This window comes from Shewanella sp. ECSMB14101, from assembly GCF_000773485.1.
GTDB classification, from domain to species: domain Bacteria; phylum Pseudomonadota; class Gammaproteobacteria; order Enterobacterales; family Shewanellaceae; genus Shewanella; species Shewanella marisflavi.
Window position 1 is genome coordinate 13,326 of sequence record NZ_JSFF01000029.1, and the last position, 22,576, is coordinate 35,901.

Sequence of the window (22,576 nt, forward strand, 5' to 3'; positions counted from 1 at the left end):
TCAAGTTTTAGCATATTTGAAGCGTTATTAAGCTGACAACGTCAAAATAATGACTTGGTGATGGTGTTTTTTTATGCTATTTATAACCATTACCCCAGATCGTAGCGAAAAATTATAACTACTTGTGATTGGCGGAACCATGTTTAGGGATAAAACAGACCAGCATCCACTTCATGAAGTTGGCCGTTTATACAAAAGGATATCTCGCTTAAAGAGCCTGGCTCGGAAGTACAAGCGATCTGAGATAATCCAGAATACCTTATTGGATATTTCCAACTTGGCTGCTCGCGTAGAGCGCGCCGAAGACTTTTACGCTGGCATTCAAACCAATCTCAACAAACTCCTCCCCGCCGACAACTTTTTTATCGCTATCGCCAACCGTGACACCAACAAGTTAGCGGTGCCCTTCTTTGTCGATGAAAAAGATCAACATCCCAGCCAGCTATATCCCAGCGAAGAGTTATCAGCCACGCTCAATAGCGGTCTCACTGGCTATGTAATGCGCACTCAAGTGCCGCTACTGTGTGATGATGACAAATTTGAACAACTGCTGGCCGCCGAAGAAATTGTCAGCCGTGGTTCTAGCTGCCACCAATGGTTAGGGGTACCGATTTTCAGTAGCGATCAGACCATAGGAGTGATCGCCGTACAGAGTTATGATCCCAATATCAGTTATGGGGAGATCGAGGTCGAGTTGATGACCTTTATCAGTCAACATATCTCTGGTGTTATTGAGCGGGTTCAATATCAACATAATCTCGAAGCAGCAATTGAGCACAGAACTAAAGAGCTCAGTGTTGCCTATGATAAGCTCAAACAGGAAGTCACCGAGCGACGCCGCGCAGAGAGCCTGCAAAAGTCATTGTTTGAGATCGCCGAGCTGTCAAACTCGACCATGGATCACAACACTTTCTATAGTGAACTGCATCGGGTGCTCAGACATCTATTGCCAGCCAACAACTGTTATATTGCTCTGTTGGAAGATAATGGCCGCGAATTACATTTTCCTTTTTACGTCTCTCAGCTAAATGTTGGCTCACCGCAAAAGCGCCCTCTTGCAGATGGACTGACCGAATTCATTCTAAAGCATAAACGTCCTCTGTTACTCGATGGCAATGATATCAAGGCCCTGATCAATGCGGGGCAGCTCTATGCTAAAGCGCCAGAGCTTAACAATGCCGAAACGATACATCATTGGATAGGCGTGCCCCTGTTCATTCAGGGAATCGTGAAGGGAGCGCTGACCATCTACAGCTTTACCCCCTCACAAACCTATCAAGAGAAAGATCTGGATCTGCTCACCTTCGTGTCGCAACACATAGCGGCGGCGATCGAGCGTAAATTATCGGCCGAGTCCATAAAGCAAAGTTACGAACAACTCGAAGAGAAAGTCGCGCAGCGTACCCGCGCCTTAGCCATGCTCAACCAAGATCTGGAAAAAGAGATCGCCCAGCGCCGTAAGGTAGAAAGGCAGCTGGTACATGATGCCAATCACGATACCCTCACAGGACTTCCCAATCGCGCCATGTTCATGGAGCGATTGGCACAGGCGGTCAAACATGTCAGACGCCACGCTAGAGACAGGTTTGCCCTGTTGTTTATCGATCTCGACCGCTTTAAGCTGATCAACGATACTCTGGGGCATCTGCAAGGCGACCGCTTCCTCATTGAGACCGCCCGCCGTCTCAACCTCTGTATCCGCAGCAACGACACCTTAGGCCGGATTGGCGGTGACGAGTTTGTCATTCTCCTCGATGGTATCAACAGCAATAGTGACGCCATCGAAGTCGCCGAGCGCATTCTGGGAGAACTGAGCGAGCCTTACCAATTGTCTAACCAGAACTTTACCTCTGGCGCCAGTATAGGTATCGCGTTTAGTGGCCAAAGCAGTGGCGACACCAGCGAGTCCTTGCTTAAGGATGCCGACGCTGCCATGTACCAGGCAAAGTCCAATGGCAAAGGCTGCTTTGTGGTCTTCGACAACAGCACGACCCATCAACAAAGCCATGACGTCACATTAGAAATCGAACTAAGAGAAGCGATTGCCAAACAGGACTTGGCGCTACAGTACTTTCCTGTCATGGCCTTGGCAGAGCAAGAGATTATTGCCTTGGAGCCCAGACTATACTGGCAGCACGAACAATTGGGGAAAATAAAGCAAGATCAGCTCAATAATATTGCCGAGCACTGCAATCTGACCAAGGAGTTAGATCTCTACCTGTTTGATCAGCTTAATGTCGATTACCCCAAACTAATGCAGCAACTCAGTGGCGATGTGCAGCTGCACATCAAGATCGCCAGCCAGCACCTCAAACATAAACATGCGGTGCGCAAACTCAAAAATCGCATTAAACAAAGTTACTTTAACGCCTCCGCCATCTGGCTCTTCTTTAGTGAAAAGGCGTTTGTTGAAGACAGTGACAGCCACATACAGGCCTTTGACATCCTAGATAAACAGGCGATAAAACTAGGTCTGTGTGCCTATGGCAGCGCCCATACCGCGCTAAATAGCCTTAGCTTCCTGCCCTTGAGTGGCCTCAAGCTAGATCCCAGCTATATCAGCCACCTCAATAATCCACAGCAAAAGAAACTGCTAAAAGCCCATCAGCTAACGGCTTCGGCGCTAGAACTGACGCTATTTGTAGAAGGCGTCAAAACCGATCTGCACAGGCAGCAGCTGGTCAGCCTCGGCTTTGCTCAGGGGCAAGGGCAAGCACTGGGCGAGTCTATCGATCCCAGCACCCTACCAGAACAGCAAACGCAAAGCGGCTGCATCTCCGCCTAAGCGATAGCGCTAGCTTGATTGCTTCTCCATAGTGAACCGTTATTTTTTCAACATATCCCGTATGTTGGCAATATTGGCGCGGCCAGATTGCACTCTTTGCTGCTCGGACTGTGGTGGTTTGCGGTTTTCCCAGATGAGATCATCCTGGGGCAATTCCATCAAGAAACGGCTCGGCTCACAACGCATCACCTCACCAAACTGTCGGCGCTCACGGCAGATCATAAACCATAGCTCCTTCTGAGCGCGGGTTATCCCCACATAGGCAAGGCGGCGCTCCTCCTCGACATTGTCTTCATCTATGCTGGTTTGATGGGGCAAGATGCGCTCCTCCACCCCAACCATGAAGACATAGGGAAACTCCAAACCTTTAGAAGCATGTAGCGTCATCAGCTGTACCTGATCTCCGGCTTCATCTTCACTGTTACGCTCCATCATGTCTCTGAGCGTAAGCCGAGTCACCACCTCTGGCAGGGTCATCCCTTCATCCAGCTCATCGCCTTCAAGCATCTCGGTTACCCAGCGATAGAGCTCGGAGATATTTTTCATCCGCATCTCGGCGGCCTTGGCACTGGTACTGGTTTCGTACAGGTAATCTTCGTAATTGATATTACGAATCAGGTGTTTTACCGCTTCTACCGGTTCGCCCCGGTTCGCAGCCTCACCGGTATCGACAATAAACTTGCCAAACTCATACAGGGCCGACATGGCCGCCGGCGGTAGATGATGATTCAACTCCGCCTGAAAAATCGCCTCAAACATGGAGATATGTTTCTCGTTGGCGTAATTACCCAGGCGCTCCAGTGTTGCTGGTCCTATGCCACGCTTTGGCAAGTTGACCACTCGCAAAAAGGCGTTGTCATCGTCCGGATTCACCACCAGACGCAGGTAGGCCATGATATCTTTAATCTCGGCGCGGCCGAAAAACGAGGTGCCACCACTTAACTTATAGGGAATACGGTTGGTCATCAGGGCACGCTCAAGCAGGCGTGATTGATGGTTACCTCGATACAAGATGGCATAGTCGCCATACTGGGTCTTGCCAACAAACTTGTGGCGAATCATCTCGGCCACCACACGCTCGGCCTCCTGCTCCTCATTAGCGGCAATCAATACCCGCAGCGGCTCGCCGTAGGCCAACTCACTAAACAGTGACTTGTCGTAAACGTGGGGGTTGTTGGCAATCAGTATGTTAGCCGCTCGCAAAATACGCTGGCTGGAGCGATAGTTCTGTTCAAGCTTAATCAGCTTAAGCCTGGGAAAGTCCTTCCCCAAGAGCACCAGGTTTTGCGGCTTAGCCCCACGCCAGGAGTAGATAGACTGGTCGTCATCTCCCACCACGGTAAAGCGAGCGCGTTCCCCCACCAGCAACTTCACCAACTCATACTGACTGGTGTTGGTATCTTGATACTCATCCACCAAGAGGTACTGGATCCGTTTCTGCCAACGTTCACGCACCTCTTGATTGTGTCTCAGTAGCAAGGTCGGCAATAAGATTAGATCGTCGAAATCCAGCGCATTATATGCCTTCATGTGCTGAGCATAACGCTGATAAAGCAGGGCAAACAGCTGAGATTGCTCATCTTTGGCCGTCTTGCGGGCACGCTCAGGGATCACCAGATCCCCTTTCCAATTGGAAATAGCCGTCATCAGCATGCGCAGCAGATCCTTGTCGCCATCGAACTCCTTTTCAGTAAGCTCTTTCAGCAGCGCCAGGGTGTCTTGGTCATCAAATAAAGAGAAACCAGGCTTAAGGCCGACCACCTTATACTCTCGCTTGATGATCTCCAGCCCCAAGGTGTGAAAGGTCGAGATCCACAAGCCTCTGGCCTCCTTGCGCCCCATCGACTGGGCCACACGCTCCTTCATCTCCCGCGCCGCCTTGTTGGTAAAGGTCACCGCCGCAATATTGCGCGCCTGATAACCGCACTTCTGTACCAGATAAGCGATTTTATTGATGATCACACGCGTCTTACCACTCCCTGCGCCAGCAAGCACCAGACAGGGACCAGAAACATAGTGAACAGCATCATTTTGACCGGGATTGAGCTTCATTGAACAAGAGTTACCAAACAAGAGAAATCATAAGATCGGCCAGGGATCATACCAGAATCTTTACCCGGGCTGAGACAAAATATTTATCCAAATACCGCCACCACTTCGAGAATCGCCTGTAACTGAGCCGGCAACACCAAGTAATCCCAACAAGCATTGCTAGCTCAAGGGCAGATCGACATTACATAAGAATGTGCGTCGCTAGGTTTTTAGTTGTCATCCTAGGCGGCTTAGGTACAATTCGAGCATATGCATTAGATGGCCAATGGCGGACAACAAAGATGATTAATCCCAAGAAGATCGAAGAAGTAGCTAAGCAACTTAGCGATAACCTCCCCAGCGGGCTTAAGCAGTTCGCCGGTGAGTTTGAAGAGAAGAGCAAACAGATACTGCAAAATCAGTTGATGAAGCTAGATCTCGTCTCTCGTGAAGAGTTTGATGTGCAGCAGCATGTCCTGCTAAAAACCCGAGAGAAACTGGAAGCTCTGCAGGCACAAGTCGACGCGCTGGAAGCCAGACTCAGACAGCAAGACGAAGTGTAACCCTTGTTCCTGGGCCTCAGCCTAAGCAGCCCCCTTTAAAAGAGCGCGAGACGCTCTTTTTTATTGCCCTTATTTGACCACAGTTGCTCATCACTCCGCCCGCCTCTATAGACTAGCTTAAGATTTAATGGCGGTACTCCCCCTGAACTGTCATTCAAGAGGGATTTTTCATGTTAACTCGCTTACCTAACGCTGGTGAGTGCTCTGACGCTCTTCTATCTACAGCGATTATTTTTGTACAAGTAGATTAGCCCAGGCAGTACTTATTATGCTATCCGCCGCAACCCCACTGCTTTCAAACTCAGCCTATATTGCCAGTATCGTCGCCAGCGAAGCATCCTGCTCGGCTCTCGCTTAATCACACTCGAGATACTAGCCTAGCCCAACACCCTGCTTATAGGTTAGCCTAGTGCTTTTGAGGGGGGAAATTGATGCCAAAGACTCCATTGTTCAAACTACTGCTTCTTTGGGGCGGTTTAACTTTGATTCCCGCCGCCGTTTACCTTAGCGGCCTGACAATGTTTCCTCTACTGGATCTCAGCTCTTTTAGGGCACAAGTAGCCTATGGTCTCACCAGTTCGGGGACGTCTCCCTATGGCATCTTGACCGTTTTAGCCTTGCTCCTGCTCTGCTTCTTACGCCTGCGTGGCCGATACTTCGCACCGCTGGTATTAAGCGTCTCTCTGGCCATGGGACTCAGCTTAGGGCTAAATCATTTTCTAAAGCCTCACTTCGCTGAAGCCAGACCCAATGTGCAATTTCTGGCGGAAACCCAAGGGTTGGCTATATTCTGATGCAACCAGGGGCCAGCGAAGGGCTGAAGGTTTTGCTACTGCCAAACTTTGACAACATTTGGGAACCGCAAGTACTGATCGGTGCCCTGGGGCAAACCTTCTTCTCGCTAACCGTGGGAACAGGTGCCATGATGGTCTACGGCGCCTACTTGAATCAGCAAGAAAATGTGGCCAAGCTGACCGCTTATGTCACCCTAACCGATACCAGCGTGGCCTTTCTTGCAGCCTTGATGATCATCCCCGCCATGTATGTGGCACACCACAATGGGGTCGAGATCTTCGCCGCAGACGGTAGCCTGCTAAATGCCGACACCCTGGTATTTACCGTATTACCGGCGCTTTTCGACAGTTTGGGCGGTAACTTAGGGCAGATTATTGCGATTATCTTCTTCATTTTGATGACCATAGCAGGGCTAACATCGGCTATCTCTATCGTTGAAGTGCCCACCAGCTATATGGTGGAGAAAACCAAGATCAATCGTCACCGCGCCACCTACCTAGTCGGTACCGTCATCGCCCTGCTGGCAACAATTATGGTGTTTAATTTTGATGCCCTATTTGGGTTGGTGATCACCTTGACCACGGAGCGAGCGCAACCTTTCATTGCACTGGGTATCGCCTTGTATACCGGCTGGGTATGGCACAGAAACAGTCTGCTCAGCTCCATTGCTGCCCAAGAAGGCGCTAACCTAAAAGGATTCTTTTGGCGCATCTGGCCTATCTACGTTAAATATGTCTGTCCAGTGCTGATCCTGGCCATCATATTGCAGCTATTAACCGCCTAAAAATAGGGGCAAGGATACCGCCTGAACCTGATTTCCAGACAGATGTCGGGGGTGATTTAATTCGCCCTCGTCATAAGCCATTGCTAAGGGGCTGCTTGTCACTCCAACGACTTGTATTTAACGCTGAGCAGGCGTATATTTTTTAGCCAGACCTAGCATTATTTGTTGGCAAAGACAGGCAGATCTTACTGACATAAATGAATATTTCATGACAGCACAAGGGGTGAAATAGCATCATCTATGCAGAACTGATACTGTGCTAGTCAGAGACTGTTAAAGAGGGTTGTCTAACAGTCACCCTCACCACTTTAGTTTAAAGTTGGCAGCAAGGATGTCTATAAAGGGAGCTTATATGTGCAGCCCAATACACAGAAACTTAATCTTACAGAGTCGTCCCCCAACTCTCCCATTCATAAAGAAACGAAAGACCACCCACGCATGGCGGTGCTCTTTTTAAAGCGAGCACACCAAACATTACCTATTATGTTTTAGGGCAGCAGAGAGATTTCTATATCTCGCTCTTTAGCAAGTAAAACTGACCACGACAGATAGGCAGCGTCTTTGCTTATCTCACAAGGAAATGCACTCATGAAGAGAATAGTTGGCTTATTGGCCTCGTTAACACTAGTTTTCAGTAGTAATGCGCTTTTCGCGGAAGAAACGAGTAACGTGACTTTATTTACTAACGTCAATGTATTCGATGGCGTTAACGAAAAGCTCATTCAAAATGCGAATGTTGTCGTAACAGGGAATTTAATCACTGAAGTCTCTACCGAGCCTCTCGCCGTTGCAGGCGGAAAGGTCATCGATGGTGGCGGCCGCACCATGATCCCCGGCTTGATTGACGCCCATTGGCACACCACTTACTGCTGTACTGCCCAAAGTACGGTCATTACCGGTGATATCCTGGAAATCGCCATTCGCGGCGCACTCGGTTCCGAAGAGACTTTGCTCAGGGGATTCACCACGGTACGTGATGTGGGTGGCAATCCGTTCTCAACTAAGAAATTAATCGATGCGGGTGAGCTGATCGGGCCCAGAATCTTTCCTTCTGGCCCTCCAATCACACAAACCGGCGGGCATCTTGACTATCGCCCCTACCAAGCGGTCCCCCTCAAATCCCGCTGACTCACTCTGGTATTGGTAAAAAAAATGCAATGATGCTGCAGGCAGACGGCGTACCAGAAGTCATACTGCGCACCCGCGAAGTGATGCGTATGGGCGCCAGCCAGATCAAAATCGCCGCTGGCGGAGGAGTGTCTTCCCTCTATGACCCCCTGGACGTACGACAATACACCAAGGCAGAACTTGAAGCCTTCGTCGAAGTGGCTGAAACCTATAACACCTATGTACTTGCACATATCTTCACCGATGAAGCCGCGCAGATAGCGGTCGAAGCAGGCGTCAAGTCAATTGAACACGGCAACTTGCTCAGTGAAAAAACCTTGAAGCTGATGAAGAAAAAAGGCGCTTGGCTGTCAGTTCAACCCATTATCAACGATGATGATGCCATTAAATTTGATAACCCCGTCAGCACCAAGAAGTTTATAGAAGTCACTGAGGGAACTAATCGTGTCATCGAACTCGCTAAAAAGTTAGGGGTTAAAATGGCCTGGGGCACTGACATGCTTTTCGATAAAGAATTAGCGCGCAAGCAAGGCACTTTTGTCGCCAAGATGAAGCGCTGGTTTACTCCTTACGAGATCATGAAGATGGTAACCTCGAATAACGCGGAGTTACTCACTCTAGCCGGTCCACGCACTCCCTATAGACAAGGGGTTCTCGGCGAGGTGCGTAAGGGCGCCTATGCCGACCTGATCTTAGTCAATGGTAACCCACTGAAGGATATTGACCTTATTAGCGATGCCGCCACTAATTTCGACCTGATCATGAAAGATGGGAAAATCTTTAAAAATAAGCTGGACTAAATCGGCAGCAGCGACACAAGACTTGCGAAAGCAAAACTCGTGAAGCCAAAGATAGTACTCCACAACAGCCTGGTTATAGCAATATGACTAGGCTTTTCTTTAACCTTTGAACTCAAGACAATAGCCAAGTAACCCGGCTTAGGTGTACTGCTTGATGATCATCTCGACCACAGTTTGGGTGATCTCATCGAGCTTAACTTGGCTAGGCAGTGGCTCACCTTGGATCAACTGTGGCCAGAAACAAAACGCCTTGATCACTGCGGTAAACTGAATAACTAATACTTCGCTATTCGCAGCCTTGAGCGCCCCTGCAGCAATCGCCTGATTAAACCAGCCCGCCAAGGGAGACTCCTGCTTTGTGAATTCTGACATGGCACCCTGAATCAATTCAGGCTTATGAATTGCCTCGGCAATAATCACCCTAGACGTATCAATAAAACCTTTGGCACTGAGCAGCTTAATTTCATGCTGCACTAATTGTGTCAACTGCACGGCCAAATCTTCATCGGCGCGATAAGGAACAACCTCGAACGCACACAGCATCGCCATCATCTCAAGCATGATGGCACTAAATAACGCTTCTTTGCTGGGAAAGTGATTGTACACAGTGCGCTTTGATACATCGGCACGTTTGGCGATCTCGTCCATACTCGCCAGACTAAATCCCTTGTTTTGAAACTCAACACTGGCCGCGTCGACAATGGCGGCGCGTTTAAGCTCTGAGCGAGTTAACTTTTTAAACCAAGTCTACATAAACTACACTAGCAAGTTTATATTTACTGGTGCTTATCAAACTTAACGACCTCATTGCGTTTTGCATCATCATTGAAGATGTTTTCAATCGCAAGCATACTTAGCGCGGCCGCGATCCTTTATTGGTAAACTCTGACTAAGCCGCTGATTTTCCACCAGCCCTCTGCTCGCATCAGTTAATATAAATCGATAAAAAAGGCGCCCAATTTGGCGCCTTTTGGCTGACTTTCGATTGACTTGCTATTCGTGGAAATCGACTTTTACCTTCTTCGCATCTCGTTGCAACTCGGCAGGTTTAGGTACATGAATGGCGAGCACACCCTTCTTATACTTCGCCGTGATCTTATCGGCATCGATATTGAAGCCTAATGGGATCTGCCGTTGGAAAGATCCAAATGAGCGCTCTCTCAAGTGGTAGCCTTTTTCATCTTTCTCCTGCTCATGACGCTTCTCACCGCTGATGGTGAGATAGTTACCGCGAATGTCGACATCGATATCCTTCTCTTCCATATCAGGCAGTTCTGCCTTGATTTCGACATATTCGGCACACTCTTTAACATCGATGGCAGGCATGACGCCTAGCTCGGCACGTGCATTAGGCCAAGTCGTTAACCAATCTTTAGCAAAATCATCGAATACGTTGTCTAGCCGCGAATGCAGAGCGGTTCGCGGATCATCTTTATGAAAGATGGAGGGGAAGAAAGATCGCATAACAAGCTCCTTTGTCGGCTGAATCTCCATAGCGAGAGATTCAGAGGATTTACAAACAGCCCAAAGCGTAAGCCCTCTGGGCTCCCATACCTTAATTTTAGTTGTTAGCCCGCACTTTTCACGGGCAACTAAGCATTGTTTGCAGGTCAATTAATCCAGATCAAAACAGCTTTAAAAAGTGACTTTCACCCCGCCGATTAGGCACAAAATATGCGCTAAACGCCAGTCTAAAACGCGAAGAGCACTAATCAGTGTAAAACTATGAATAACAATGATTTAAAGCTACCAAACTCTGATATCTGACGATTGATGCATGCCACTCAACATGAGACAAAGCTGAGGTTCAAGACCTTGTTAAAAACCGCTTTTCGCTAGCCAACAAAAAGGGGGCTAAAGCCCCCTTTAATTCAATTGAGTCCGTAGCTAACGCAGCACTTCCTGCAACGCCCTCAAGCAAAGGGCGACATTTTCACGCCGCGCGCCAAACCCCATCAAACCGATGCGCCAGGCTTTGCCTGCCAGCGCGCCTAATCCAGCGCCTATCTCTAGGTTATACTCCTCAAGCAATTGCTTACGCACCGCGCCATCGTCTACCCCCTCAGGAATATAAACCGCGTTAAGCTGTGGCAGGCGCGAGCCTTCCTCGACCACGAACTTAAGGCCTAAGTTTTCTAAGCCGTCACGCAGTAAGCCATGCATAGCTTTATGGCGCGCCCAGGCATTTTCCAGCCCTTCTTCGGCAAGCAGACGCAGCGACTCATGTAGCGCATATAAGGCATTTACAGGCGCCGTATGATGATAGCTACGCTTGCCACCAGCCCCCTGTTCGCCACTCCAGTAGCCCATGACCAGGCTCTGATCTAAAAACCAGCTCTGCACCGGCGTCTTACGCGCCTTCAGCTTTTCTACCGCCGCCGGCGAGAATGACACTGGCGACAAGCCTGGCACACAGGAGAGGCACTTTTGACTGCCCGAATAGATAGCATCTATGCCCCACTCATCGACCCTAAGCTCGACACCGCCAAGAGAAGTCACTGCATCGACAATCGACAGGCAGTTGTGGGCCTTGGCCAACTGACACAGGCCCTTAGCATCCGACAGCGCCCCGGTTGAGGTTTCAGCATGGACGAAGGCAAGAAACTTGGCATCGGGATGGGCCTTAAGCGCCGCCTCGACATCGCTCAGTGATACCGGTGTGCCCCACTCATTATCCACCACCACCGCCGTGGCACCGACGCGCTCAACATTCTGGCGCATACGCTCGCCAAATACGCCGTTACGGCAGACAATCACCTTCTCACCCGGCTCAACCAGATTAACAAAACAGGTTTCCATACCTGCACTGCCAGGGGCTGAAACCGCTAAGGTCATGGCATTTTCGGTTTGAAACGCATATTGGATCAGGGATTTAAGCTCATCCATCATGCCGACAAACAAGGGATCTAAGTGGCCTATGGTTGGCCTTGCCTGCGCCGCCAGGACCTCGGGATAGACATCCGACGGGCCCGGGCCCATCAAGGTTCTACGCGGGGGATTAAAAGGGATAACTTTAGGTGCTGCTAACATCTCATGTCCTCTATCAAGCCTGAGCTTGAGAAGTAAGGGTTAAGGCTAACTGTCTGATTAATTGATGATGGAATTATGACAAATGCCATCACCACCCTACGGATGAACAGTTACTTTCGTGCCATGACTGGCATCTTATTGCTTTAAATCTGTTGCAAGATAACATAAAAAAAGGCGCCATCGCGCCCTTTAAAAGTGAAAGTTTGTCTCCGCTCGCGAAAGCGCAAGTCATTAGTCGCGATTATCCAGAAACAGCTTATAGGCAGGGCTCTGAGTCTCTTCCTGATAGACGAAACCCAGCTCGGTAAGAAACTGCTGAAAAGCAACGCTATCGCTCTCAGGCACCTCGAAACCGGCCAGCACCCGGCCATAGGCCGCACCATGATTGCGGTAATGAAACAGGCTGATGTTCCACTTACTGCGCAAGGTGGTGAGAAACTTAAACAGGGCGCCAGGATGCTCGGGAAACTCGAAGCTAAACAGACGCTCTTGCAGCGGCTCTGGCGGCAGACCGCCCACCATGTAACGCACATGCAACTTGGCGGTCTCGTCGTGAGACAGGTCCTGCACCTCAAAGCCATCGCCTTCGAGCCGCGCCACTATCTCGTCTAACTCCGCCTGACCGTGAGATAGGCGAATACCGGCAAACACCACAGCCTTTTCACGGCTAGAGAAGCGATAGTTAAACTCTGTCATGGCTCGCTTTTCCAGCAGCTCACAGAAACGCAGGAAGATCCCCGGACGCTCCGGCACCTTAACCGCTAAAATCGCTTCTTTCTGCTCACCCAATTCACAGCGCTCGGACACATAACGCAGGCTATGGAAGTTGACATTGGCACCACTGAGAATCGCCGCCACCTTCTGCCCCTTGCCCTCATCACCGATATATTTCTTCAGCCCCGCCAAAGAGAGCGCGCCCGCAGGTTCGGCAATAGCACGGGTATCTTCGAAGATATCCTTCACCGCAGCGCAGATCTCATCTGAGGTTACCGTCACCACCTGATCCACATACTCACGGGCCAGCCTGAAGGGCTCGGCGCCGATCTGCTTTACCGCAACACCATCGGCAAACAGGCCTACCTGAGACAAAATCACCCGCTCATCGGCTTCCAGTGCTGCCTTGAGGCAGGCCGAATCTTCTGGCTCGACACCAATGATCTTCACCTGGGGCATCACCGCCTTATAATAGGCTGCGATGCCTGCTATCAGGCCACCGCCGCCCACAGGCACGAACACCACCTCAAGATCTCGCTGCTGCTGCAGCATCTCTTGAGCGACTGTACCTTGGCCCGCGATCACCGCCTCATCGTCAAACGGCGCGACATAGATGCGACCTTCGTCCTTTGCAAGCTGCTGGGCGTGCTCATTGGCCATATCGAAGGACTGGCCATGCAAAACGACTGTGCCACCTAAGCGGCGCACCGCATCCACCTTAATATCCGGCGTAGTCTGAGGCATGACGATCACCGCACTCACACCCCGCGCCGAGGCCGACATGGCAACCCCCTGGGCATGGTTCCCCGCTGAGGCGCATACCACGCCACGCTGACACTCCTCCTGACTCAGCTCGGCAATACGATTATATGCACCGCGCAGCTTAAAAGAGTGCACTGGCTGCATATCTTCACGCTTGAGAAACACCTGGCACCCGAGGCGCGCCGACAGCTTATTGAGGCTGGAAAGCGGCGTCACCTTGGCGACATCATAAACCGACGACAGCAAGATCTTCTGCAGATAATAGTGTGCAAGATCCAGCTGGGACTGAGAGGCAAGAGCCAACATATTAATCCTCCAGCTTACTGACGTCGCGCACCGCGCCTTTATCGGCACTGGTGGCGAGCATGGCATAGGCTTTCAGCGCCAGCGACACGCTACGCTCACGATTAACCGGCTTCCAGGCCTGCTTACCACACGCTTCCATGGCTTGGCGACGCGTCTCAAGCTCTTCTTCGCTCACCGCCAGAGTGATTGACCTTGCGGGAATGTCGATCTCGATACGATCGCCGGTTTCCACCAATGCAATCGTGCCACCGGCCGCCGCCTCAGGCGAAACATGGCCGATAGACAAACCTGAGGTACCACCTGAGAAGCGCCCATCGGTGATAAGCGCACAAGAAGTACCCAGCCCCTTAGATTTAAGGTAACTGGTGGGATAGAGCATCTCTTGCATACCCGGGCCCCCTTTAGGGCCTTCGTAACGGATCACTACCACATCACCGGCAACGACTTCGCCGCCTAAGATACCGGCCACAGCATCGTCCTGGCTCTCATAGACCCGAGCATGACCCACGAAGGTATGGTTGGCTTCATCCACCCCGGCGGTCTTGACGATACAGCCGTCGGGAGCGATGTTGCCCGATAGCACTGCCAGGCCGCCCTCTTGGCTAAAGGCAAATTCGCGGGTGCGGATACAGCCTCCTTCGCGGTCGATATCGACACTCGGCCAACGACAACTTTGGCTAAAGGCTTGGGTCGTCGGGATCCCAGCAGGGCCCGCCGAGAAGAACTGATGCACCGCCTCATCCTGACTCTGGGCAATATCATATTTAGCCAGCACGGCCTTGAGATTCTCGCCGGCCACATGGCTGACATCTGTGTGTAACAGCCCGGCTCTGTCCAGTTCACCCAAGATACCCATCACACCACCGGCGCGATGGACATCTTCCATATGATACTTAGGGGTCGAGGGCGCCACCTTACACAGATGCGGCACTTGACGCGACAGGCGGTCGATGTCGGCCATGGTAAAGTCCACCTTGGCCTCCTGCGCCGCAGCGAGCAGGTGTAATACAGTATTAGAAGAGCCACCCATGGCGATATCCAGTGCCATGGCATTCTCAAAGGCCTTAAAGCTGGCGATATTGCGTGGCAGCGCCGATTCATCATCTTCACGGTAATAGCGATTAGCCAGCTCCATCACGCGGCGTCCAGCTTCTAAGAAGAGTTCGCGGCGATCGCTGTGGGTCGCCAACATAGAGCCATTACCCGGCAACGACAAGCCTAAGGCCTCGGTCAGGCAGTTCATCGAGTTGGCGGTAAACATGCCCGAGCAAGAACCACAGGTTGGACAGGCACTACGCTCTATCTTCTCGCTATCTTCATCTGAGATGCGATCGTCGGCCGCCGCCACCATGGCATCCACCAGATCCAGCTTGATCAATTGATCCGACAGCTTGGTCTTACCGGCCTCCATGGGGCCGCCCGAAACAAACACCACAGGGATATTGAGTCTCAGGGCCGCCATCAGCATGCCCGGAGTGATCTTGTCACAGTTAGAGATGCAGACCAGGGCATCGGCGCAGTGGGCATTGACCATATACTCGACGCTGTCGGCGATCAGCTCGCGCGAAGGCAAAGAATAAAGCATGCCGCCATGACCCATGGCGATACCATCATCTACGGCGATAGTGTTGAACTCTTTGGCAATACCGCCCGCCGCTTCGATGGCGCCGGCCACCAGCGAGCCCATATCCTTGAGGTGAACATGCCCAGGCACAAACTGAGTAAAGGAGTTGGCAATGGCGACAATTGGCTTGCCAAAATCGCTATCTTTTACGCCGGTCGCACGCCAGAGGGCACGCGCTCCTGCCATGTTGCGCCCTTGAGTACTGGTAGCTGAACGTAATTTTGCCATGACACTTTCCTTCTGTTGCATTAGGTGGCCTGGCCACCTGAGCGAAAATAGGGCCCCCGACGCCATAGGGCCATCTGGGGGGAATAACTAATCTTATCTTAAAACTTGCAGCCGGAAGGTTAAAGCCGCTCTAACCAACCCCACTTATCCTGAGTCTCGCCGTTAAACAGGCCGAAGAAGCTCGCCTGTAAGGCCTTGGTCACAGGTCCGCGTCCACCCGCCCCCACCTCGATGCGATCGACACTACGTACCGGCACAATTTCGGCGGCGGTGCCCGTCATAAAGATCTCGTCCGCCAGATAGAGAAACTCACGCGACATAGGCTCTTCGACCACCTCATAACCCTGATCTCTTGCCAGGGTGATGATAGTGTCTCGGGTGATCCCCATTAAGATAGCGGCCGTCGCTGGCGGGGTATAGAGCTTATTCTTCTTTACCACAAACAGGTTGGCACCGGCGCCTTCGCTCACCAGGCCGTTAACGTCCAGGGCAATCCCCTCGTCGAAACCGTTACGCTTGGCCTCGGTGGAGATCTGTAACGATGAAAGGTAGTTACCACCCGCCTTAGCCCCGGTAGGAATGGTATTGGGCGCCAATCGATTCCAGGAGGTCACGGCCACATCGACGCCACGCTCCATGCTGCCCTCACCTAAATAGGCCCCCCAAGGGAAGGCGGCGACCATAAGGTCGCACTCGGCATCTTTCGGCGGGGTGATGCCCATGCCCACATCGCCAAAAAACACTAGGGGGCGAATATAGGCGCTGTCGAGCTTGTTGCTCAGCACTATGTCGCGACAGGCCTGCATGGTCTGCTCGAAACTATAGGGCACAGGCATGCGATAAATCTTGGCTGAATCATACAGGCGCTGCACATGGTCGGTGAGGCGAAATCCCGCCGGGCCCTGCGGCGTGTTGTAAACACGGATCCCCTCAAACACTGAGGTGCCATAATGCAGGGCGTGTGACATCACATGCACCTTGGCATCCCCCCAAGACATGATCTCTCCATTAAACCAAATCAATTCTGCTGTTTTTGCGGCCATCTTCTCTCACCTGTCTATTTTGCGTTTAGGCGCTTGCACTATGGGCTAATTGTGTTGCGAGTTGCTCAGTGGGTAACACCTTGCACTCGGTCACGTCGATCAATTTATTCAGCTGATGGCTCAGAAGCTCCAGCGCACGTTCACTCTCGACCACCATGCCGAGCCGGGTGGTACCATTGTCACCCAGGTGCATGTCCATCTCGGTTATCTTAAATCCACGGTGACGGGTCACTCGCAGGACACGTTCTACCACCTCGGGTTGCTGGGCTAGGGTTAAGGCTAGGTTATAGATCATGTCTGCTTCTCCATTTCATCCATCATGTCGCGGTTACTGGCACCGGGCGGCACCAAAGGCCAAACGTTGTGGGCCTCATCGATCCTTACATGCAGTAAGAATGGCCCCTTTGCGTCAAGCATCTCATCGAGTGCCGACTCCACCTCACCCGCCTGAGTGATAGTGCGTCCGGGAATATCGAAGGCCGAGGCCATGGTGACAAAGTCGGGGTTGTCGGAAAGATCGGTCTCGCAGAAACGCTCTTCAAAAAATAGCTGTTGCCACTGCTTCACCATTCCCAGTTTCTGGTTATCGATCAGCAGGATCTTAAGCGGGATCTGACGTCGCTTGATGGTGGTCAGCTCCTGCACATTCATCATGAAAGAACCATCGCCTGAGACGGCCACCACACAAGCATCGGGCCGGGCGACCTTAGCGCCGATAGCAGCTGGCAGACCAAAGCCCATGGTGCCCAAACCTGCGCTGGAGAGGTGATCTTCCGGGCGTCTGAACCACATATGCTGGGCGACCCACATCTGATGTTGGCCCACATCACAAGCCACCACGCTATCCTCGGGCAATTTCCCCGCCAGACAATTAAGCAGCTTAGGGGCGAAGATCAGCTCGCCAGGTCTGTCGTAGCACCATTGATGCTGAGCTTTCAATGCGGCCACCTCGGTAAGCCATGACGCGATCTCAAGTGGCTGCGCCAACGCAGGCAAAATCTCACGCAGGTCCCCTGCGATAGCCACATCCGGGCGTCTAAGTTTACCCAACTCGGCGATATCGATATCCAGATGCACTACCTTGGCATGCTCGGCAAAGCTGGCCAAACGGCCGGTAACCCTGTCATCAAACCTAGCGCCCACCACCAAGAGGAGGTCGCACTCCTGCACCGCCAGGTTAGCGGCCTTACCGCCGTGCATGCCTAACATGCCAAGATAACCCGGATGGTCATGGGCTATGCTACCGAGTCCTTTAAGGGTCGCGACCGAGGGCATACCGGTTTGCTTGATAAAGTGGCGCAGTTGCTCCACTGCGCCCGCCATGCCAACACCACCACCCACGTAGAGCATGGGACGCTGCGCCTGGGCGATCAGCGCTCTGGCCGCTTCAAGCTGGCTGGGTTCAACTTCAGGCTCAGGCTGTATCGCCTGTAGCGGCGCCTTGTAATCTAGCAGGGCGATTTGGATATCTTTGGGTATGTCCACCAGCACAGGGCCGGGACGGCCAGAAGCGGCAATTTCGAAGGCGCGGTACAGTGTCGGCACTAACTCCTCGACATCAGTCACCATAAAGCTGTGCTTGGTACAAGAGAGTGACATGCCGAGCACGTCGATCTCCTGAAACGCATCGGTACCAATAACCGCGGTAGACACCTGACCCGTGATCGCTACCAAAGGCACAGAATCTAGCAGGGCATCGGCCAGTGCGGTCACTAGGTTAGTCGCGCCAGGTCCCGAGGTGGCGAAACAAACGCCAGTCTTACCGCTCGCTCTGGCATACCCCACGGCGGCAAAGGCGGCGCCCTGTTCATGACGACTGAGCAGATGTTCAACCGGCGCACCGACCAGGGCATCGTAGATAGGCATGATGGCGCCACCTGGATAACCAAATACCGTGGTCACGCCATGCGCGGCCAATGCCTTGATGACGGCGTCTGCGCCTCTGATCTTCTGCCCTTGTTCCATCTGCCCTATCCTGCGTAATTAAGTGTTTTTCTGGGTTAAGCAAGTCATGAGTGCTAAAAACAAAAAACCCCCGGTCCTTTCGGAGCGGGGGTTCTTGTTGCAATCTTGACCTGAGTTAGGTGTGTCGACGCGCCATGCGATGCCCCCGCTGTGATTTAATAATCACTACGGTAATAATCTCAATAATGAGGAGGGCAGCTTGGTTAAACATGGTGTCTTTGTATTTCCTAATCTCTGTTTGCTTAAATTCTGTATCTCGGTCGACTCAATTTAGCCGACCTTTTAATCAATACCACAAAGCCAACGAATAACACAACCAAAACCTGCAACTATCTGTTAAAAGCCTGATCACAAGCATCTTGAGCCGCGCTAGCAAGCCAATCAAGACCAGATATTTCCCCTACTCATTTGACTCTTAGGCCGACTCGATTTCATCACTTCGAAATCGATAAAACTCGGCCCAACCACTAAAAAATCGTGGATTAATGTATTGATAGTTAAGCTTCTTCTACGATGCGCTTCATCTCGGTCATATAACCACGAAGCTCGGCGCCTATATACTCTACCGCGGTGTGACGAATCGCATCGTTCACCTCGATCAAACGCAGATTATCGACACCGTTACCACTGTCTTTCAGGCCGCCACCCAGGTACTCGGGAGACATCTGGTTAACATAGTCACGCAGTAATGGCACCGCGGCGTGGTTAAACAGATAACAGCCATATTCGGCGGTATCTGAGATCACTATGTTCATCTCATACAGACGCTTACGGGCAATAGTATTGGCGATCAGCGGCGTCTCATGCAGCGACTCATAGTAGGCTGACTCCTCGACGATACCAGCCGATACCATGGTATCGAAGGCCAGTTCCACACCCGCCTTGATCATGGCAACCAGGAAGATCCCCTTATCAAAGTAGGTCTGCTCGTCGATCGCTTCATCACACTCTGGCGCATTCTCAAAGCCAGTCTCATTGGTCTCGGCGCGCCACTTCAGCAAGTTAGCGTCATCGTTGGCCCAATCTTCCATCATGGTCTTAGAGAACTCACCACTGATGATGTCGTCCATATGCTTTTCAAACAATGGCTGAAGAATCACTTTGAGCTCTTCGGCCATCTCGAATGCCTTGATCTTGGCTGGGTTAGATAGGCGATCCATCATGTGGGTGATGCCGCCATGCTTAAGCGCTTCTGTGGTGGTTTCCCAGCCTTGTTGGATCAGCTTAGCGGCATAACCTGGCTCTACACCATCGGCCACCATCTTTTCAAAACCTAGGATGGCGCCGGTTTGCAGCATGCCACACAAGATGGTTTGCTCGCCCATCAGATCTGATTTCACCTCGGCGATGAAGGAAGAGTGCAACACACCGGCGCGATCGCCGCCTGTGGCGCTAGCATAGGCCTTAGCGACTTCCAGACCGTCACCCTTAGGATCGTTCTCAGGATGCACTGCAATCAAAGTTGGCACACCGAAACCACGCTTATACTCTTCGCGCACTTCGGTACCCGGGCACTTAGGCGCCACCATGATAACTGTGATATCGGGGCGCACCTGCATCCCCTCTTCCACTATATTAAAGCCGTGAGAATAGGAAAGTACCGCGCCATGCTTCATTAGTGGCATCACGGCATTGACGGCATCAGTATGTTGCTTATCAGGCGTCAGGTTCAGCACCAGATCAGCATCAGGGATCAGCTCCTCAAAGGTGCCAACGCGGAAACCATTACCTGTGGCTTTCTGATAAGAGGCGCGCTTTTCAGCAATCGCCTGCTCACGCAGGGCAAAAGAGATATTCAGGCCCGAATCGCGCATGTTAAGACCTTGGTTAAGCCCTTGGGCACCGCAGCCTAAGATGACGATGTTCCAGCCTTTGATATAGTCGCAGCCCTGACTAAATTCACTGCGATCCATAAAACGGCACTGGCCAAGCTGCTCTAATTGTTGGCGTAAATTCAGAGAGTTAAAGTAATTAGCCATCAGATTCCCTACCTTTAAAACGAAATCGTTGAAAATGGGCTCAACCGCCTTGGCCAAGCTGTGATTGCGATCAACTATAGCCCATGTTATTTATTGCTTAAAATGATATATTCGAAACATCATGTTGCGTTTTATGCAACACAGGTATCTCCTAAAGCAAGACGAATAAGCGAGGCGGGAACATGGATATTCGTACCATCAAACTCTATCTGCACCTGAGCAATAGCCTGCATTTCGCGCGCACCGCCCAGCAGATGCATGTCAGCCCCTCAACTCTCAGTCGCGCCATGCAGCGCCTTGAAGAGGAGGTCGGTGCCAAGTTGTTCGAACGGGATAATCGCAGCGTGACGTTAACCAACGCAGGGGTCGAATATCGCCACTTCGCCGAGCAGACCCTGGACAACTGGAGCAAACTGAAACACAGACTGGATCCCAAACAGGATCTGCTGCGCGGCCGCCTCAATATCTATTGCTCGGTCACGGCAGCCTACAGTCATCTACCGGCGCTGCTGGATCGCTTTCGTAATGAACACCCCTTGGTTGAGATCGCCCTGACCACAGGGGATGCCGCCAATGCGGTGGAGATGGTGCGCCAGAATCGCGCCGACATCAGCATTGCAGCCAAGCCAGAATCACTGCCGGAATCCCTGCATTTCATAAAGATAGATAATGTGCCTTTGGCCATCATAGCCCCCACCTTCAAATGTGCCGTCCAAGAACTTTTAACCGAACCCTATATTCCCTGGGACAGGCTGCCCTTTATCCTGCCGGAACACGGCCCTGGGCGACAACGAATCGAGAATTGGTTCAAGCAGCTTGGGCTCAATGCTAATGTCTATGCCCAGGTCTCGGGCCAGGAAGCGATCGCCTCTATGGTGGCTCTGGGCTGTGGGGTGAGTATCACCCCAGAAGTGGTGATCCAAAACAGTCCGGTAAAAGACAGGATCCAACAACTGAGTTCTCCGGTGGCCATCCCACCCTTTGAGCTTGGCTGTTGCAGTAAGAAAAGCCGCGAAAACGAACCCGTGATCGCCGCCTTTGTCGAAGAACTTAACGAGGTCGCCTAACCAAAGATTGCATCAGGCGGAGCTCTGCTATACTGATTTCATCAACGTATTTTCAAGGGGTTAGCCATAGTGAAATGGGGAAGCTTAGCGAGGAACTTATGTAGCGGCCTCATCTTAATCATCTTGTCGCTGCCCACATGGGCTAAGGCTTCTGTCACTATCTGTGTCGAAAATACCGAATTTTCCCCTTTTAACTATTTCGATCGCGCCCAGAGTGTCGAGCCCCGCAGCATTGGCTACGACATAGATATATTAGATCTCGCCTTCAAAGAGACCCTATTGCAGCACAAGGTGATTGCCCTCCCCTGGAACCGCTGCCTAAAGGAGGTTAAACAAGGAGCCGTGGATGCGGCCATGAGCGCCTCACTCAATCATGAGCGCCAGCGTGATTATCTTATCTCGGCGCCATACTATTACCTCACCCCCAGCTACTACTACCTAAAGAGTGACTTTCCCCAAGGCGTGCAGGTTAAGCGTTTAGAACAGCTCAAAGAATATGGCAACGTGTGCGGCATCAAAAATTTCAACTATGACAACTTTGGTCTGAGTCCAAACTTTCATCTGTTTCAAATCCGCGAACTATCTCATTTACCAGACATGTTAACCAAGAAGCGCTGCCAGTTCTTTCTTGCCAGAAAGGAGACACTGGCAGGCACCTTGGCCATTAATAAGATGGATGAATTTGCGGCGCGCCTGGTCGGTCGTTCTACCCCTGACACTCAGCCCGAGCCTTTTTATATGTTGATCTCTAAAAACTCGCCCCACAAAGAGACCATCAAACAGCTATTTGATACCAAGGTAGATAGGCTAAACAAAGAGGGGAAACTGCAAAACTTATTGGAACACCATTTACAGCTACTTAACCAAATTAAGTAGCTGAGAAGATCGCCGCTTGATCCTACTTTATAGCCAACTTCGCCTATACTTAATAGCGACTTAACAGCCACAAGACTTTCAAGCGGTTGGCGAATC

General features: G+C 51.5%; 17 protein-coding genes and 1 pseudogene. 8 read left to right on the forward strand and 10 right to left on the reverse strand.

Going from position 1 to position 22,576, the window contains the following annotated elements:
- Positions 1-139 precede the first annotated feature (139 nt).
- Entirely contained in the window at positions 140-2,785 is a 2,646-nt protein-coding gene (locus tag NY07_RS16970) for a sensor domain-containing diguanylate cyclase (RefSeq protein WP_033540554.1), read from the forward strand.
- A 39-nt stretch (positions 2,786-2,824) separates the two neighbouring features.
- Here NY07_RS16970 and rep read toward each other — a convergent pair whose 3' ends face one another.
- On the reverse strand, positions 2,825-4,837 hold the full coding sequence (gene rep, locus NY07_RS16975; protein WP_033540555.1) for a DNA helicase Rep: 2,013 nt from the start codon (positions 4,835-4,837) through the stop codon (positions 2,825-2,827).
- Positions 4,838-5,118: 281 nt separating this feature from the next.
- On the opposite strand from rep, the gene ubiK reads away from it, so the two are divergent.
- From ubiK to NY07_RS19675, 5 genes and pseudogenes are all read left to right on the forward strand, one after another.
- Positions 5,119-5,379, forward strand: coding sequence for a ubiquinone biosynthesis accessory factor UbiK (gene ubiK, locus NY07_RS16980; protein WP_033540556.1), 261 nt, complete (start codon positions 5,119-5,121; stop codon positions 5,377-5,379).
- Positions 5,380-5,810: 431 nt separating this feature from the next.
- Positions 5,811-6,173 (forward strand): hypothetical protein, encoded by a 363-nt coding sequence (locus tag NY07_RS16985; protein WP_052125876.1) that lies wholly within the window; start codon positions 5,811-5,813, stop codon positions 6,171-6,173.
- A pseudogene (locus NY07_RS16990) lies at positions 6,161-6,958 on the forward strand (sodium-dependent transporter); the annotation flags it as partial. The gene NY07_RS16985 and the pseudogene NY07_RS16990, both read left to right, overlap by 13 nt.
- A 588-nt stretch (positions 6,959-7,546) precedes the next feature.
- On the forward strand, positions 7,547-8,086 hold the full coding sequence (locus tag NY07_RS19825; RefSeq protein WP_200884315.1) for an amidohydrolase family protein: 540 nt from the start codon (positions 7,547-7,549) through the stop codon (positions 8,084-8,086).
- Between the two features lie 29 nt (positions 8,087-8,115).
- Entirely contained in the window at positions 8,116-8,886 is a 771-nt protein-coding gene (locus NY07_RS19675; RefSeq protein WP_200884320.1) for an amidohydrolase family protein, read from the forward strand.
- A 138-nt stretch (positions 8,887-9,024) separates the two neighbouring features.
- Here NY07_RS19675 and NY07_RS18950 read toward each other — a convergent pair whose 3' ends face one another.
- From NY07_RS18950 to ilvC, 9 genes are all read right to left on the reverse strand, one after another.
- Entirely contained in the window at positions 9,025-9,588 is a 564-nt protein-coding gene (locus tag NY07_RS18950) for a TetR/AcrR family transcriptional regulator (protein WP_052125877.1), read from the reverse strand.
- A 291-nt stretch (positions 9,589-9,879) separates the two neighbouring features.
- Complete coding sequence (locus NY07_RS17005) at positions 9,880-10,350, reverse strand: Hsp20/alpha crystallin family protein (RefSeq protein ID WP_033540557.1); 471 nt, start codon at positions 10,348-10,350, stop codon at positions 9,880-9,882.
- Between the two features lie 423 nt (positions 10,351-10,773).
- The gene (locus NY07_RS17010) at positions 10,774-11,916 is read right to left on the reverse strand and encodes a pyridoxal-phosphate-dependent aminotransferase family protein (RefSeq protein WP_033540558.1); all 1,143 of its coding nucleotides are present in this window, start codon (positions 11,914-11,916) and stop codon (positions 10,774-10,776) included.
- 231 nt (positions 11,917-12,147) lie between these two features.
- Positions 12,148-13,698, reverse strand: a complete 1,551-nt coding sequence (gene ilvA / locus NY07_RS17015; RefSeq protein ID WP_033540559.1) for a threonine ammonia-lyase, biosynthetic — start codon at positions 13,696-13,698, stop codon at positions 12,148-12,150.
- 1 nt (position 13,699) lies between these two features.
- Positions 13,700-15,550 (reverse strand): dihydroxy-acid dehydratase, encoded by a 1,851-nt coding sequence (gene ilvD / locus NY07_RS17020; RefSeq protein ID WP_033540560.1) that lies wholly within the window; start codon positions 15,548-15,550, stop codon positions 13,700-13,702.
- A gap of 119 nt (positions 15,551-15,669) precedes the next feature.
- Positions 15,670-16,593: a branched-chain amino acid transaminase gene (locus NY07_RS17025; protein ID WP_033540561.1), complete on the reverse strand. Its 924-nt coding sequence runs from the start codon at positions 16,591-16,593 to the stop codon at positions 15,670-15,672.
- 25 nt (positions 16,594-16,618) lie between these two features.
- Entirely contained in the window at positions 16,619-16,888 is a 270-nt protein-coding gene (ilvM, locus tag NY07_RS17030) for an acetolactate synthase 2 small subunit (protein ID WP_033540562.1), read from the reverse strand.
- Positions 16,885-18,558 carry an acetolactate synthase 2 catalytic subunit gene (gene ilvG, locus NY07_RS17035; RefSeq protein WP_033540563.1) on the reverse strand — a complete coding sequence of 558 codons (1,674 nt, stop codon included), beginning with the start codon at positions 18,556-18,558 and terminating at the stop codon, positions 16,885-16,887. The genes ilvM and ilvG overlap by 4 nt, the downstream gene beginning before the upstream one ends.
- A 497-nt stretch (positions 18,559-19,055) precedes the next feature.
- Entirely contained in the window at positions 19,056-20,537 is a 1,482-nt protein-coding gene (gene ilvC, locus NY07_RS17040; protein ID WP_033540564.1) for a ketol-acid reductoisomerase, read from the reverse strand.
- 182 nt (positions 20,538-20,719) lie between these two features.
- On the opposite strand from ilvC, the gene ilvY reads away from it, so the two are divergent.
- Positions 20,720-21,604 carry an HTH-type transcriptional activator IlvY gene (ilvY, locus tag NY07_RS17045; protein WP_033540565.1) on the forward strand — a complete coding sequence of 295 codons (885 nt, stop codon included), beginning with the start codon at positions 20,720-20,722 and terminating at the stop codon, positions 21,602-21,604.
- A 69-nt stretch (positions 21,605-21,673) separates the two neighbouring features.
- Positions 21,674-22,480, forward strand: a complete 807-nt coding sequence (locus tag NY07_RS17050) for a substrate-binding periplasmic protein (RefSeq protein WP_235363958.1) — start codon at positions 21,674-21,676, stop codon at positions 22,478-22,480.
- Positions 22,481-22,576: the final 96 nt, after the last annotated feature.